The sequence below is a fragment of the Streptomyces sp. SID14515 genome (genome assembly GCF_010548505.1).
GTDB lineage: Bacteria > Actinomycetota > Actinomycetes > Streptomycetales > Streptomycetaceae > Streptomyces > Streptomyces caviscabies.
In genome coordinates this window covers 48201-61892 of the sequence record NZ_JAAGMH010000149.1, presented here as the reverse complement: position 1 = coordinate 61892, position 13692 = coordinate 48201, and the positions used below count along the sequence as shown (strand labels likewise).

Annotated in this window: 15 protein-coding genes; 6 read left to right on the top strand and 9 right to left on the bottom strand. The window is 72.3% G+C overall.

Annotated elements, in window-relative coordinates; translation table 11 throughout:
• Positions 1-39 precede the first annotated feature (39 nt).
• Positions 40-1191 carry a ribosome small subunit-dependent GTPase A gene (rsgA, locus tag G3I54_RS38560; protein WP_164622053.1) on the bottom strand — a complete coding sequence of 384 codons (1152 nt, stop codon included), beginning with the start codon at positions 1189-1191 and terminating at the stop codon, positions 40-42.
• Positions 1192-1560: 369 nt separating this feature from the next.
• Here rsgA and G3I54_RS38555 point away from each other — a divergent pair, with 369 nt between their 5' ends.
• Positions 1561-2061: a DUF5949 family protein gene (locus G3I54_RS38555; protein WP_164622051.1), complete on the top strand. Its 501-nt coding sequence runs from the start codon at positions 1561-1563 to the stop codon at positions 2059-2061.
• A gap of 149 nt (positions 2062-2210) precedes the next feature.
• On the opposite strand, the gene G3I54_RS38550 is transcribed toward G3I54_RS38555, so the two are convergent.
• From G3I54_RS38550 to G3I54_RS38525, 6 genes are all read right to left on the bottom strand, one after another.
• Positions 2211-2618: a rodlin gene (locus G3I54_RS38550; RefSeq protein WP_030083890.1), complete on the bottom strand. Its 408-nt coding sequence runs from the start codon at positions 2616-2618 to the stop codon at positions 2211-2213.
• A gap of 119 nt (positions 2619-2737) precedes the next feature.
• Positions 2738-2938, bottom strand: a complete 201-nt coding sequence (locus G3I54_RS38545) for a hypothetical protein (RefSeq protein WP_164622049.1) — start codon at positions 2936-2938, stop codon at positions 2738-2740.
• A gap of 200 nt (positions 2939-3138) precedes the next feature.
• Positions 3139-3549, bottom strand: coding sequence for a rodlin (locus G3I54_RS38540; protein WP_164622047.1), 411 nt, complete (start codon positions 3547-3549; stop codon positions 3139-3141).
• Between the two features lie 188 nt (positions 3550-3737).
• Positions 3738-4028 carry a hypothetical protein gene (locus G3I54_RS38535; RefSeq protein ID WP_030083884.1) on the bottom strand — a complete coding sequence of 97 codons (291 nt, stop codon included), beginning with the start codon at positions 4026-4028 and terminating at the stop codon, positions 3738-3740.
• Between the two features lie 225 nt (positions 4029-4253).
• Positions 4254-4487: a chaplin gene (locus G3I54_RS38530; protein WP_164622045.1), complete on the bottom strand. Its 234-nt coding sequence runs from the start codon at positions 4485-4487 to the stop codon at positions 4254-4256.
• A 241-nt stretch (positions 4488-4728) separates the two neighbouring features.
• Entirely contained in the window at positions 4729-5130 is a 402-nt protein-coding gene (locus tag G3I54_RS38525) for a rodlin (protein ID WP_030625336.1), read from the bottom strand.
• Positions 5131-5671: 541 nt separating this feature from the next.
• Between G3I54_RS38525 and G3I54_RS38520 the strand changes: the two genes are divergently transcribed.
• Positions 5672-6409 carry a chaplin family protein gene (locus tag G3I54_RS38520; RefSeq protein WP_164622043.1) on the top strand — a complete coding sequence of 246 codons (738 nt, stop codon included), beginning with the start codon at positions 5672-5674 and terminating at the stop codon, positions 6407-6409.
• A gap of 181 nt (positions 6410-6590) precedes the next feature.
• Positions 6591-7856, top strand: a complete 1266-nt coding sequence (locus G3I54_RS38515) for an FAD-dependent monooxygenase (protein ID WP_343240526.1) — start codon at positions 6591-6593, stop codon at positions 7854-7856.
• 25 nt (positions 7857-7881) lie between these two features.
• Here G3I54_RS38515 and G3I54_RS38510 read toward each other — a convergent pair whose 3' ends face one another.
• Complete coding sequence (locus tag G3I54_RS38510; protein ID WP_164622041.1) at positions 7882-9102, bottom strand: acetyl-CoA C-acetyltransferase; 1221 nt, start codon at positions 9100-9102, stop codon at positions 7882-7884.
• 15 nt (positions 9103-9117) lie between these two features.
• Positions 9118-10158 (bottom strand): LysR substrate-binding domain-containing protein, encoded by a 1041-nt coding sequence (locus G3I54_RS38505; protein ID WP_239144792.1) that lies wholly within the window; start codon positions 10156-10158, stop codon positions 9118-9120.
• 133 nt (positions 10159-10291) lie between these two features.
• On the opposite strand from G3I54_RS38505, the gene G3I54_RS38500 reads away from it, so the two are divergent.
• From G3I54_RS38500 to G3I54_RS38490, 3 genes are all read left to right on the top strand, one after another.
• Entirely contained in the window at positions 10292-11236 is a 945-nt protein-coding gene (locus tag G3I54_RS38500; protein ID WP_343240525.1) for a CoA-transferase, read from the top strand.
• A 74-nt stretch (positions 11237-11310) separates the two neighbouring features.
• On the top strand, positions 11311-12063 hold the full coding sequence (locus tag G3I54_RS38495; protein WP_164622039.1) for a CoA-transferase: 753 nt from the start codon (positions 11311-11313) through the stop codon (positions 12061-12063).
• 16 nt (positions 12064-12079) lie between these two features.
• On the top strand, positions 12080-13630 hold the full coding sequence (locus tag G3I54_RS38490) for a 3-hydroxyacyl-CoA dehydrogenase (RefSeq protein WP_164622037.1): 1551 nt from the start codon (positions 12080-12082) through the stop codon (positions 13628-13630).
• The last annotated feature ends 62 nt before the right edge of the window (positions 13631-13692 follow it).

Genomic DNA, 13692 nt, shown 5'->3' with positions numbered 1-13692 from the left:
ACTCGCGGAATTCGGACGTCGAACCCGTGCACCCCCGGGCTACCGCACCCGGCCGCGCTTGGCCTGCATGGCCGCGCGCCCCTCCGCGCCCTTGCGCTTCCAGTCCCGCAGGATCTCGGCGCGCATCCGGGCATCGGTCTTGGCGGCGATCCGCTGGTTCTCGCGGATCAGCTTGCGGTAGCTCTCCAGCCGCCGCTCGGGCAGGGCCCCGGACTCCAGTGCCCCGAGGACGGCGCACCCCGGTTCCGCCTCGTGGGCGCAGTCGTGGAACCGGCAGCGCCCGGCCAGCTCCTCGATCTCGGAGAACACCTCGCCGACCCCGGTCGCGGCGTCGAAGAGGCCGACCCCGCGCAGGCCGGGGGTGTCGATGAGGACGCCCCCGTGCGGCAGGAGCAGCAGATTGCGGGTCGTGGTGGTGTGCCGGCCCTTGCCGTCGACGTCACGGGCGGCCCGCACCTCCATCACGTCCATGCCGAGCAGGGTGTTGGCCAGGGTGGACTTGCCCGCTCCGGAGGTGCCGAGCAGCACGCTCGTGCCGCCGGAGACGACGGCCCCGAGGACGTCGAGCCCCTCGCCCGTGGTGGAGCTGACGGGCAGCACCTGGACACCGGGGGCGATGGCCTCGACGTCCTGGACGAGGTGGGACAGGGTGACCGGGTCGGGCACCAGGTCCGCCTTGGTGAGCAGCACGATCGGTTCGGGGCTGTGGCCCGCGTCCCCGCCGTCACCGAGCAGGGCGGCGCCGCTGGAGCTGGACAGGGCCAGCGCGAGGAAGCGCTCCAGGCGGCCGAGGTCCAGCTCGACGGCGAGCGAGACGCAGATGGCGATGTGGTCGATGTTGGTGGCGAGCACCTGCCCCTCGGACCGCTGCGACGAGGTCGAGCGGACGAAGGCGGTCCGACGCGGCAGCAGCGTACGGACGAAGCGCGGGTCGCCGCCCGTGTCGAGCGCCACCCAGTCGCCGGTGCAGACGATCCGCATCGGGTCACGGGGCACCACGAACGCGGTGTCGGCGCGTACAGCACCGTCGGCGGTGATCACGTCGCACTGACCGCGGTCCACCCGCACGACCCGGCCCGGCACGAGCCCCTGCTCGGCGTACGGGGAGAAGGCGGCCGCCCAGTCCTCGTCCCAGCCGTACGGAGTCAGCGGGTGCGAGGAGGAAGGAGCGGAGGAAAAAGAGAAAGACAAGGGAAACCCTTCACAGGGTGGCCCCGGCACGCGCGCTCGGCGCGGGACATACGGGAGAAGTGGTTCAGCCGGTGGCCACGGGGATGAGGACGATGCTCTTCCGGTTGTGGGCAGTGCCCATCGCAACGACAGTCATCAATGTCCTCACCTCCTGATTCCTCTGGTTCCTGGCGATTCTCCGGTTCCTCCGGCTTCCGGCGGAACGGGAATCACCGTAGCCCGGCCCCCGGGAGCACCGTCAACCGATTTATCCCGGCCCACGGTCGAGGGATGTTCGAGCAGGCACATTCGCGAGAGATAACCGCAATCTCCCTCGATCGGGTGATAAGCATGCATTGAGCCTGGTCCGTGGCCGTTAAGGTGCCGAGCATGACCACACCCCAGTCCTCCACCGTCACGTTCACACAAGCCCAGTTGGGCACCCAGATCCTGATCGGCTGGAGCGGCCGGCAGCCCGACGCCGACCAGGACACCGCCTTCCTCCTCGCCTACTCGCTGGGCGACGGGCAGGACGGCCCGGTGGTCGGCCGCGAGGCCATGCGCGCCGCGCTGGAGCGCGCGGGCCTCCATGTCGGCGGCTCGATCCAGGACGCGGCCGAGACCCCGGGCATCCAGGCGAAGCTCCTCGTCCAGGCGGGACGGGCCGTCCTGACACTGCCTCACCTCACGGCGCAGTACCCGGCCCCCGCGGAGTGGCTGGCCGCCGCCCAGGCGCAGGGCCAGGTGTACGGGATGTTCGCCACCGCCCCCTGGCCGGAGGCCGTTCCCGGGCAGCCGGTCGGCGAGGACCAGCTGCGGGCCTTCGCCGCCGACGAGGAGGTCGTCCGCACCGCCGCCCACTGCCTGCTCCCGGTCCGCTCCCTGGGCTGAGCGACGCCACCGGCCGCCCCGCACGGACGACGAGGCCCACCACCCCCCGTGGAGTGGTGGGCCTCGCCCGTGCCGCCGTGTCGCGGTGGCCGCGAAAACGAGGACGGGCGGCCCGGAGTGTGATCTCCGGACCGCCCGCGCTCGGTACGTCAGTTGTTGCCGACGCCGTTGCCCGAGAGGACCGGGATGTCGTCCAGGACGTGCGACAGCGGCTCGTCACCCTTGGCCTGGGTGGAGTTGTCGGCGCACTGCTGGTTCTGCGGGTTGGACAGGACGTTGATGTCCTGGACCGCGACCGGCACGAGGCCGACGAGCGAACCGACATTGGCCTTGGCCGGCAGGCCGATGCAGAGCTTGTTCAGCGTGCCCTGCACGAGCTGGTTCTGCGGGCTCCAGTCACCCTTGGTCTCGGCGTTGCCGAATTCCTGCTCGGCGCCGTTGCCGTTGACCGTGGTGGTGCCACCGTCGTTGCCGATCGCCATGGCCGTGGGAGCCGCGGCTGCGGACAGACCGAGCAGGGACACAGCCACTGCCGCGCCGGCCATCATCTTCTTCATCAAGCTTCACCTTTCGGAACGTCCCGTTGTGGAACGCACTGATCAACCGACGCGGACCGCGATCGGTTGCGCAGTACCACTCAAATGGGTTCGATCCGGCGCAAGGTCGACGCCGTCGTTCACGTCCCGGCGGCCTCGTCCGAGGAGCGGGCCGCCGGGACGAAGCCGGTGCGGGGGGCGGTCGGTTGCCGGGGGGCCTCCGGCAGGGGGTCGTGTCCGGAGGCCTGCCACTCGGCGACGAGCCGGTCGTAGATCGGCGTGCCGCTCGGTGCGGGCTGCTGCTCTCTGCGCTGCGGGGGCTGACTGCCGTACGGATCCATGGAGATGCTCTACCCGGGCACGGGCGGACCGTCAGCGGGTGCTACGGCATCCGGCCCAACCGCCCAACGCCCGTCTCCGCGCGTCTCCGCCGTCTCCGCGCGGCAGATGCGCCGGTACACGCCGAAGGGCCAGCCCGTCCGGTCCGGCGAAGAACGGTCGCCGTACGGAGGGGCTGGCCCCGGGGTCGTGCCGGGTGGCGTCAGTTGTTGGCGACGCCGTTGCCCGAGAGGATCGGGATGTTGTCCAGGATGTGCGACAGAGCCTCGTCACCCTTGGCCTGGGTGGAGTTCTCGGTGCACTGCTGGTTCTGCGGGGAGGACAGGACGTTGATGTCCTGGACCGCGATCGGCACGACGCCGACGAGGGAGCCGAGGTTCGCCTTGGCGGGCAGGCCGATGCAGGGCTTGTTCAGCGAGCCCTGGATGAGCGCGAACTGCGGGCTCCAGTCGCCGTGGGTGGCGGAGTTGCCGTAGGCCTGCGAGGCGCCGTTGCCGTTGATCGACGTGGTGCCGCCGTCGTTGCCGATGGCCATGGCGGAGGGGGCGGCCGCAGCGGAGGCACCGACGACCGAGGCAGCGACGGCTGCCGAGGCCATAATCTTCTTGATCATGAAAAGCCCTTCTGGATGAAACGTGTGCCCGCCTGTCCGGAGCGATCTGATCAACTCGTCCCGGCGGGGTCTGGTTATGCCCATTCACTCGAACGGTGCTTTTCCTTCCGGGTGTCCACGAGAAGGAAGTCCGGCACCGGAGGAATGGGATCGGTGAAAGAGACCGGCGGAACCGCCGTCCTGGACGGTCAGCCGCCGAGGGGCACTCCACCGAGCAGCGGGGCGGCGCCCCCGGCCACGCCGGTGGCCTCGCCCGCCAGCTTGCCGACCGTGCCGTCCTTCGAGACCGTCTCGGTGGTGTCGCCGACGGTCTCGACCAGCGGGTCCACGACCTGCGGGGCACTGGCCATGACCTGGTTGAGGCCGCGGTCGAGGCTGAAGTTGGGGGCCGTGACGTCAGTAGCGGCGAAGGCGGGAGCAGCCGCTCCGAGGGCGGCCACGGAACCGGCAACGAGCGCGGCGGTCTTCGCGTACTTCACTGGGGAATCCCTTCTGCGCGGCATCTGTTTCGGTCACGTTCCCGTGCCGCACACAAGCCTTCTTTACCTGTGACTTCTGCCGCTTTCTCCTTGAATAACGATCAGGCCGCATTCTGGAAACTGTGGGGCGACGTTTTTCTCCGACGGCGCACGAAAAGAGCCCCGGGCGGCGAATGCCGTCCGGGGCCCACCGGTTGCGGGCGCGGGGCCCGGCCGGTCAGAGGTTCACTTGTTGATGCAGGTGTTGCCGAAGGCCGGGTTCAGCAAACCGATCACGTTGACGGTGTTGCCGCAGACGTTCACCGGAATGTGGATCGGGGCCTGGAGGATGTTGCCCGACAGCACACCCGGGGAGTGCGCGGCAACGGCCTCGGCACCCGAGTCGGCCATGGCCGGCGCGGCGGCGCCCATCGCCATGAGCGTTCCGGCGGCGACGGCGGCAATCTTGGTGTACTTCACGTTTTCTTCCCTTTCCTCGGCGGAGTCCGGTGCGGTCACGACATTCGTGACGCCCGAGCCGGGTCCTGATCGCTCGTGACTCCGGCGCTGTTATTCGTAACGATGGAGTTCTGTGATCGAAACTCTCCCGGGAGCGGATTTCCGGAGAACCGCCCGAATGCCGCAACGCCCGGGACAGCAGCGGGCCCGAGCCGCTCGGTGGAGGAACGCCGAGGGCCCGGGCCCGGGTATTTCAGCCGTATCAGCCGTTGTTGGCGCCGTTGCCCGACAGGATCGGGATGTCGTCCAGGATGTGCGACAGGGCCTCGTCACCCTTGGCCTGGGTGGAGTTCTCCGTGCACTGCTGGTTCTGCGGGGAGGACAGGACGTTGACGTCCTGGACCGAGATCGGCACGAGGCCGACGAGCGAACCGGCGTTGGCCTTCAGCGGCAGACCGACGCAGGGCTTGTTCAGCGAGCCCTGGACCAGGCCGAACTGCGGGCTCCAGTCGCCGTGGGTCTCGGCGTTGCCGAAGGACTGCGAGGCGCCGTTGCCGTTGACCGAGGTCGTGCCTCCGTCGTTGCCGATCGCCATGGCCTGCGTCGCGCCGAGACCGAGGATGGAGGCGGCCACAGCGCCCGTAGCCAGAACCTTCTTGATCACGATGAACCCTTCTCGTACCGATTGCCCCGCGGCGGAGCCCCCTGACCAACTCACCGCCCGGCGTTTGGTTCCGCCCATTCACCCGAATGCCGGACAGGGGGCAGTCCCCCACCTCTGTTCGTACGGCCGTCCGTTCGTGAAGAAATTGCGCATGCCCTCCCCGGCCTCCTTCGCCCGAACGGGTGGACGACGATCGAGGGCCCTGACGCCGCGACGCATCCGGAGTGAGCATTTTCCCGGGGTCAACACCGGCGGACCGCACCCCAGTTGAGGGCGAATCGTTTTTCTCGCTCTGCGCACCGGGATGCACGGGATCGACGGACACCACCCGTTCGGGTGATTACACAATTTCCACGCAATTCCAAGTTTCCCGTAAGGACCCGAATCGTTATGGCAGTCGTCCAGCGCGCACGTCTTCATCACTTTCACCATGGCTTCCCGCAGGATCCGGCTGTGCAGCGGCTCCGCCCGATGGCTGCCCGTCTCCGCGCGCGAAGCACCCACGCGATGTCCTCGCGAATGTCCTAAGGAAGGGCAAGTAATGCGACAGGTCTTGAACAAAAGCATTATCGTCATGGCGGCCGCATCGGGCCTCCTGGCGGCGGTGGGCGGCACCGCGCACGCCGACGCGTCGGCCGAGGGGGCGGCCGTCGGTTCGCCGGGGGTCGGATCGGGCAACGCCGTGCAGGTGCCGGTGCACGTCCCGGTCAATGTGTGCGGCAACACCGTCAACGTCATCGCTCTGCTGAACCCGGCCTTCGGCAACAAGTGCGTGAACGCCGACGGCCCGAAGCACAACCACCCGCCGGTCAAGCCCCCGGTGGACGAGCCGCCCGTGGACGAGCCGCCGGTCGATGAGCCTCCGGTCGACGAACCGCCGGTGGACGAGCCCCCGGTGGACGAACCGCCCGTGGACGAGCCGCCGGTCGATGAGCCGCCCGTGGACGAGCCCCCGGTGGACGAACCGCCCGTGGACGAGCCGCCGGTCGACGAGCCCCCGGTGGACGAGCCGCCGGTCGACGAGCCCCCGGTGGACGAGCCTCCGGTCGACGAGCCGCCCGTGGACCAGCCGCCCGTCGACCAGCCGCCGACCGACACCCCTGGTACCGACACCCCCGGCTCGAACACTCCCGGGTCCGGCACGCCCGGGGCCAACACCCCGGACGCGCACCTCGCCGACACCGGTGCCGCCGACCTCGGCCTGGCGGCCGGCGCGAGCGCCGCGCTGCTGCTCGGCGGTGCGGTGCTGATGCGCCGCACGCGCAACGCGCGGGACTGACAGAGCTCCCGCGGAGGAACCAGGTCCGGCCGGACAGCGGGGACTGTCCGGCCGGACCTTTCCGTGTGCACGGCGGCCCGTTCGCCCCGGGCCCCGGGCGCGGCGATGGAACGATGGCCCGGGGCACCGCGCGCCGCGCGGCAGGCCGGGAGCGAGCGGGACGACGGGAAGGGCCGGGGACGTGGCAGCAGCGTTACGCATCGGGGTGATCGGCGGCAGCATCGCGGGGTGCGCGGCGGCCGTCGCGGGCCGGCGGGCCGGGGCGGACGTCACCGTGTACGAACGGAGCGACGCCGAGCTCCAGGACCGGGGGTTCGGCATCGTGATCCCGCCGCCGCTCCACACGGAGCTGGTCGGGTCCGGGTATCTGGACGCGGCGATGCCGACGGCCCCGGTGGGCACGCGGGTCTGGCTGACCCGGGAGCCCGGCGGCCGGTCGGCGCGGGAGCTGGCCCGGCAGTCCTCCCCCGTCACCCCGTGCAACTGGGGTCTCCTGTGGCGGTCGTTGCGCGCGAGCGCCGGGGCCGTGCGCTATCTCCGGGGGCAGCCGGTGGCCTCGGTCGGCCGGGGCGGAACCGGCGGGGCGGTGATCACCACCGCGCGGGGCGAGGAACCGTACGACATGGTCGTGGGCGCCGACGGGTACGCCTCGGCCACCCGGCAGCTGCTCGCCCCGGGGCTGCGGCCGGAGCCCGCCCCCTATCTGGTCTGGCGCGGCGCGATCCCGCTCGGCGCGCTGTCCGGGCACCCCCGGGAACTGGAGCTGTTGCGCGGCGCGTGGGTGACGCTGGGGTTCCCCGGCGGGCACGGCATCTTCTACCTGATCCCGGGCGGCCCGCAGGACGGCGACGGAAGCGGCGGTGCGAGCAACCGGCTGCTGGCGTACGCCATTTACGGCCGCCCTCCCGAGGGGGCCGAGCCGGGGCCGTACGTGCACGAGCTGGCGAAGGAGCACTTCCCGACGGCGTGGGCGGAGATCGTCGCGCGGGGCGGGCGGCGGGCGGCGGTCTGCCACCCGGTCGCCGATGCGCAGGCCCCCCGGGTCGCCCGCTCGCCGCTGCTGCTGGCCGGGGACGCGGCCGGGGTGACCAGGCCGCACACCGCCACCGGCGCGGTCAAGGCCCTCCAGGACGCCCTGTGCCTGGAACGGGTGCTCCGCGAGGGGCCGGACCTCGCCGCGGCGCTGGAGCGGTACGCGGACGAACGCACGGCGGCGGGCGCCCACTTCATGGAGCTGGGCCGTCGGATGGGGCGCGCCCTGGTCGAGGAGACCCCGGACTGGCCGGCGATGGGGCAGGACGAGGTGGACGGGTGGTTCCGCGAGGTGCTGGCCGGGACGCGGCACTACTTCTACGAGGAGGCCGCCGCGGCGGAGGCCGAGCCTGGTGCCCGTACGGCTGCGGATACCGGCCCGGGCACGGGTGCGCAGGCGGCCGTCGTCCGGTGAGGCGGAGGGGGCGGCCCGACCTCCGTCAGTGCGCGATGCGTTCGAAGATCGCGGCGAGGCCCTGGCCGCCTCCGATGCACATGGTCTCCAGGCCGTACCGCGCCTCGCGGCGGTGGAGTTCGCGGGTGAGGGTGGCGAGGATGCGGGCTCCGGTGGCGCCGACCGGGTGGCCCAGCGAGATGCCCGAGCCGTTGACGTTGATCCGCTGCTCGTGATCCTTCTCGCCGAGGCCCAACTCCCTGGTGCAGGCCAGCACCTGGGCGGCGAACGCCTCGTTCAGCTCGATCAGGTCGAGGTCGGCGAGGGTGAGTCCCGCCCGGTCGAGAGCGGTGCGGGTGGCGGCGACGGGGGCGATGCCCATCGTCGCGGCGGGCACCCCGGCGCGGGCGAAGGAGACGAGCCGGACGAGCGGGGTGAGGCCGAGGCGTTCGGCGGTGTCGGCGCTGGTGACCAGGCAGGCGGCGGCCGCGTCGTTCTGGCCACTGGCGTTGCCCGCGGTGACGGTGGCGTCCGGGTCGGACTTCGCCATCACCGGGCGGAGGGCGGCGAGTTGTTCGGCGGTGGTGTCGGGCCGGGGGTGCTCGTCGGCGGTGACGGTGCTCTCGCCCTTGCGGGTGCGTACGGTGACGGGCACGGTCTCCGCGTCGTAACGGCCCTCGGCGGCGGCGCGGGCGGCCCGCGCTTGCGAGCGCAGGGCCAGGGCGTCCTGGTCGGCGCGGCCGATGCCGTACTCCCGGCGCAGGTTCTCCGCCGTCTCGATCATGCCGCCGGGCACCGGGTGGTTGACGCCTCCGGCGGTGACGCGGCCCCGGGCGAGGGCGTCGTGGAGCTGGAGGCCCGGGCCCTTGATGCCCCAGCGTCCGTCGTGGGTGTAGTAGGGGGCGGCGCTCATCACGTCGACGCCGCCCGCGATCACGACCTCGCTGAATCCGGCCCGGATCTGCATCGCCGCGTCCAGCACCGCCTGGAGCCCGGAGCCGCAGCGGCGGTCGATCTGGGTGCCGGTGACCGTGGTGGGCAGTCCGGCGTCCAGGGCGGCGACCCGGCCGATGGCGGGGGCCTCGCTGGTCGGGTAGGCGTGGCCGAGGATCACCTCGTCGACCCGGGCGGGGTCGACGCCGGTACGGGCGACGATCTCCGCGATGACGTGTGCGGCCAGCGCGGCCGGGGTCTGCTGGGCGAAGGCCCCGCCGAACCGGCCGATGGGGGTGCGCAGGGGTTCGCAGATGACGACGTCGAGCGGCACGGCGGAGCCTTTCCTTCAGGGCGACGGGCGGGGCGCGGGTGGCGGAGTGCGGGGAGCGGCGGGTGCTGGGGTGACCTTCGCATCCGGTGACTGAGCCGGTCCAATACCGGATGCGTCCCCCATCGAGAGGCCCGGCGTCTCAATCGGTTCGCCGCCCGGTCCGCGTACGGGAGTGGGCAGGGCGTCCTGGGCGACGGCGAGCACGGCGTGCAGGGCGGCGGAGGGGTTGTCGGCACGCCAGGCCAGGGCCGCTTGGCGGCGGATGGGCGGTCCGGCGAGGGGCCGGTAGGTCAGTCCGCTCTGCTGGATGTGGCGTACGGAGGTGACCGTGAGGGTGACGCCGACCCCGGCGGCGACGAGCGCCATGATCGTGTACGAGTCGGGGGCCTCCTGGACGACGCGCGGGGTGAACCCTGCGCTCTCGCAGGCCTCGGTCATGGCGTCGCGCACGGTGGAGCCGGTGTTGGCGGGGAAGGAGACGAACGGCTCGTCCGCCAGCTCGGCGAGCGGCACCGCCGCGTGCCGGGCGAGCGGATGGTCGAAGGGCAGGGCGCACAGCAGCTCCTCCTCGTCGATCACCCGGTGGGCCACTCCGGGCCGGGTCACCGGCAGCCGGACGAAGCCGAGGTCGAGCGAGCCGTCGGCGACCCGGGACAGCGCGACGTTGGCGTACGTCTGGCCGGTCATGACCAGTTCGAGCCCGGGGTGTGCGGCGCGCACGGCGCGGGTGAGGCGGGGCAGCGTCTCGTGGCTGGAGGCTCCGGCGAAGCCGATGGTCACCCGGCCGTACTCGCCCCGGCCCGCCGAGCGGGCGGCCCGGACGGCGGTGTCGAGGTCGTCGAGGACGGTGCGTACGGGGTCGAGGAAGGTCTCTCCCGCGCCGGTGAGCCGGACGGAGCGGGTGTTGCGGCGGAAGAGCTGGACGCCGAGTTCCTTCTCCAGCTGCCGGATCTGCTGGCTCAGGGGCGGCTGTGCCATCTGGAGGCGTTTGGCGGCCCGGCCGAAGTGCAGCTCCTCGGCCACGGCGAGGAAGGCCTTCAGGTGGCGCAGTTCCATACGGGTGCCCGCTCGGCTCTCTTCCGGTGAGTGAGACCTGATGCCTCTCAATGCGAGCCTAATTCGGTATTGGACACCGATCAATGGCCCCTGGCACGGTGGGGCGACCTGTACACCGACGTCGGGGAGCGCTGTGGAACGGACGGCCGGCAAGGTCGTGTCGATGCGGGAGGCCGTCGCACGCTTCGTGCGCGACGGGCAGACCGTGAGCCTGGAAGGGTTCACCCATCTCATCCCGACCGCCGCGGGCCACGAGATCATCCGGCAGGGCCGGCGCGGGCTCACCGTCGTACGGATGACGGCGGACATCGTGGTGGACCAGATGCTGGCGGCCGGCTGTGTGACGCGGCTGGTCTCGTCCTTCGTGGGCAACTCCTCCGCCGGTTCGCTCGGTGAGCTGCGGCGGCGGATCGAGCGGGCCGATCCGGAGCCGCTGGCGTTCGAGGAGTACAGCCATTACGGGATGGTGTGCCGGTATCTCGCCGGTGCGCAGCGGCTGCCGTTCCATCCGCTGCGCTCGTACGGCGGCAGCGACCTGCCCTCGGTCAACCCGGGTATCCGTAAGGTGACTTCGCCCTTTCCCGGGCCGGACGGGCAGGAGCCCGAGCAGATCTATGTGGTGTCGCCGGTCAACCCGGACGTGACGTTCGTCCATGCGCAGCGCGCCGACCGCCGGGGCAACACCCAGATCTGGGGGCTGACCGGGGTCCAGGCCGAGGCGGTGTTCGCGGCGGACCGGGCGGTCGTGGTGGTGGAGGAGCTGGTCGCGGACGAGGTGATCCGCTCGGACCCGAACCGCACGCTGATCCCGGCGCACGCGGTCGACGCGGTGGTGGTCTGCCCGCGCGGGGCGCACCCCTCGTTCGCGCAGGGCTACTACGACCGGGACAACGCCTTCTACCGGTCCTGGTCCGCGATCAGCGCGGACCCGGTGCGGCTGCGGGAGTGGCTGGAGGAATGGGTGTACGGAACGGCCGACCACGCGGAGTACGTGGCGAAGCTGGGCGAGGGGTTCTGGGCGGGGCTCGCGGTCGGCGAGGCGCTGAGCGAGCCGGTCGACTACGGGCGGCGGCTGTGAGCGGCCGGCCCACGGAGTCCGGGAAGCCCACGGAGTCCGCGGAGTCCGGGGAGCCCACGGAGTCCACGCGGTCCGTGACCTCCTCGGAGCTGCTGTCCGTCGTCGCCTCGCGTGAACTGGCCGGGCGCCGCACGGTGTTCGCGGGCATCGGGCTGCCGACGCTGGCGGCCGAGCTGGCGCGGCTCACCGTGGCACCGGACATCGAGGTGGTGTACGAGTCCGGGGTCTGCGGGGCGCACCCCTCCCATCTCCCGGAGACCATCGCGGACGCCGTCCTGATCACGGGCGCCGAGGCGGTGGTGTCCATGCCGACCCTGTTCGGCTCGGTGCTCCAGGGCGGGCACATCGACGTGGGTTTCCTGGGGGCCGCGCAGATCGACCGGTGGGGCAGCCTCAACACCTCGGTCATCGGGGACTGGGACCGCCCGTCGGTGCGGCTGCCCGGTTCCGGGGGCGCGGTCGAGGTGATGGCGAACGCCCGGGAGGTGTTCGTGGTGATGCGCCGCCACACGCCGCGTTCCTTCGCCGGTGAACTGGACTTCTGCACCACGCCGGGCCCGGAACGCGCGCTGGCGGACGGGATCCGTCCGCTGGGCGTCGGCGTCACCCGGGTCGTCACCGAGCTGGGCGTCCTCGCCCGGGAAGGCGTCGGCGACGAGCTGCGGCTGGTCGCCGTGCATCCCGGGGTCACCGTGGAGCAGGTCCGGGCCGCGACCGGCTGGGACCTGGAGGTGGCCGACACGGTCGCGACGACGGCCCCACCCACCCAGGCGGAGCTGCTGCTCCTGCGCGACGATGTCGACCCCGACCGTGTCTATCTCCGCTGAAAGGGCTCTTACCGCCATGCGTATCAGGATCGTCGGAGCCGGGGCCATGGGCCGCGGTATCGCCCAGTGGGCGGCCAGCGCCGGACACACCGTCGAGCTCGGGGACGTACGGCCCGAGGCGGTGACGGAGGCGCTGGGCTTCGTCGCCTCGATGCTGGACCGGGCGGTCGCCAAGGGCCGGATGTCGGCCGCCGACCGGGACGGGGCCGTGGCCCGGCTGGTGCCGCTCGCCGAGCCGTGGGCGGCGGGTCCGGAGGTGGAGCTGGTGATCGAGGCCGTACGGGAGGATCTGGGGACCAAGGCGGAGGTGTTCGGGAAGCTGGAGCGGGTGCTGCCCTCCTCCGCGGTCTTCGCGACCAACACCTCCTCCCTGTCGGTGACCCGGATCGCCGCGACGCTCCAGGACCCCTCGCGCCTGGCCGGGCTGCACTTCTTCAACCCGGTGCCGTTGATGAGGATCGTCGAGGTGGTGCCGGGCGCGGCCACCCGCCCGGAGATCCCGGCCCTGCTGACCGAGCTGGTGGAGGGCTGCGGGCACCGGGCGGTCACCGTGGCCGACACCCCCGGATTCCTGGTGAACCACGCCGGGCGGGGGCTGGTGACCGAGGCGCTGGCGCTGCTGGAGGAGTCGGTGGCGGACCCGGCGGAGATCGACCGGATCGCCCGGGACGTGCTGGGGCTGCGGATGGGCCCCTTCGAGCTGATGGATCTGACCGGTCTCGATGTGACGGCCGCGGTGATCGACTCGATCTGGCAGGGCTTCCGGTACGAGGACCGGCTGCGCCCGTCCTTCCTGACCCCGAACCGGGTGGTGGCGGGGCTGCACGGCCGCAAGACGGGCCGGGGCTGGTACGCGTACGGCGACGGGGCGTCCGGTCCCGCGCCGGAGAGCGCCGTCACCGGGGACGCGGGGCGTCCGGTGTTCCTGGTGCCGGGCGGCCGGCCGGAGACCGCCGCGTACGAGGAGGCGCTGGCCGGTTCGCTGGAGGCGGCGGGGGCCCGGGTGGAGCGGGGTGCGGGGCCGTCGGCGCAGGCCGTGGTGCTGGTGCCCGTCTGGGGGACGACGGTGTCGGCCGCGGTCGCGGCGGGCGCGCTGCCCCGGGAGCGTACGTTCGGCGTCGAGGTGCTGCCGGCGGCGGGGCGGCGGCGGGTCCTCGCGGTGACGGCGGCCGGCGATCCGGCGGCCGCCCGGGACGCGCGGGCCGTGCTGGCGCGGGGCGCCGAGGGCGGTGAGCCGTACGCGGTGTCGGTGGTGCGGGACACCGCGGGTTCGGTCGCGCAGCGGCTGCTGTCCTCGGTCGTCGCGGTCGGCTGTTCGATCGCGGAGCGCTCGCTCGCCGCGCCCGCCGACATCGATCTGGCGGTGACCACGGGGCTCGGCTATCCGGCCGGTCCGCTGGCCTGGGGCGAGCGGGTCGGGGCCGCGAGGGTGCTGGAGCTCCAGCGGTCGCTGCACGCGACGACGGGCGACCCGCGCCACCGGCCGACGCGGTGGATCACGGAGCGGGCGGCCCTGGGCCTCGCGCTGACCGATCCGGGTACCTCGCCGGCCGACTGCCTGGGGTGAGGGCCGCGCCACGCGTTCCCGTGCGACCGATTCGTACAAGACAGCGGGAGCGCCGGGTGCCT

Coding starts and splice junctions, on each gene's coding strand:
- G3I54_RS38555 (WP_164622051.1), top strand. CDS start 1,561: ATGACCACACCCCAGTCCTCCACCGTCACGTTCACACAAGCCCAGTTG.
- G3I54_RS38550 (WP_030083890.1), bottom strand. CDS start 2,618: ATGAAGAAGATGATGGCCGGCGCGGCAGTGGCTGTGTCCCTGCTCGGT.
- G3I54_RS38545 (WP_164622049.1), bottom strand. CDS start 2,938: ATGGATCCGTACGGCAGTCAGCCCCCGCAGCGCAGAGAGCAGCAGCCC.
- G3I54_RS38540 (WP_164622047.1), bottom strand. CDS start 3,549: ATGATCAAGAAGATTATGGCCTCGGCAGCCGTCGCTGCCTCGGTCGTC.
- G3I54_RS38520 (WP_164622043.1), top strand. CDS start 5,672: ATGCGACAGGTCTTGAACAAAAGCATTATCGTCATGGCGGCCGCATCG.
- G3I54_RS38505 (WP_239144792.1), bottom strand. CDS start 10,158: ATGGAACTGCGCCACCTGAAGGCCTTCCTCGCCGTGGCCGAGGAGCTG.
- G3I54_RS38490 (WP_164622037.1), top strand. CDS start 12,080: ATGCGTATCAGGATCGTCGGAGCCGGGGCCATGGGCCGCGGTATCGCC.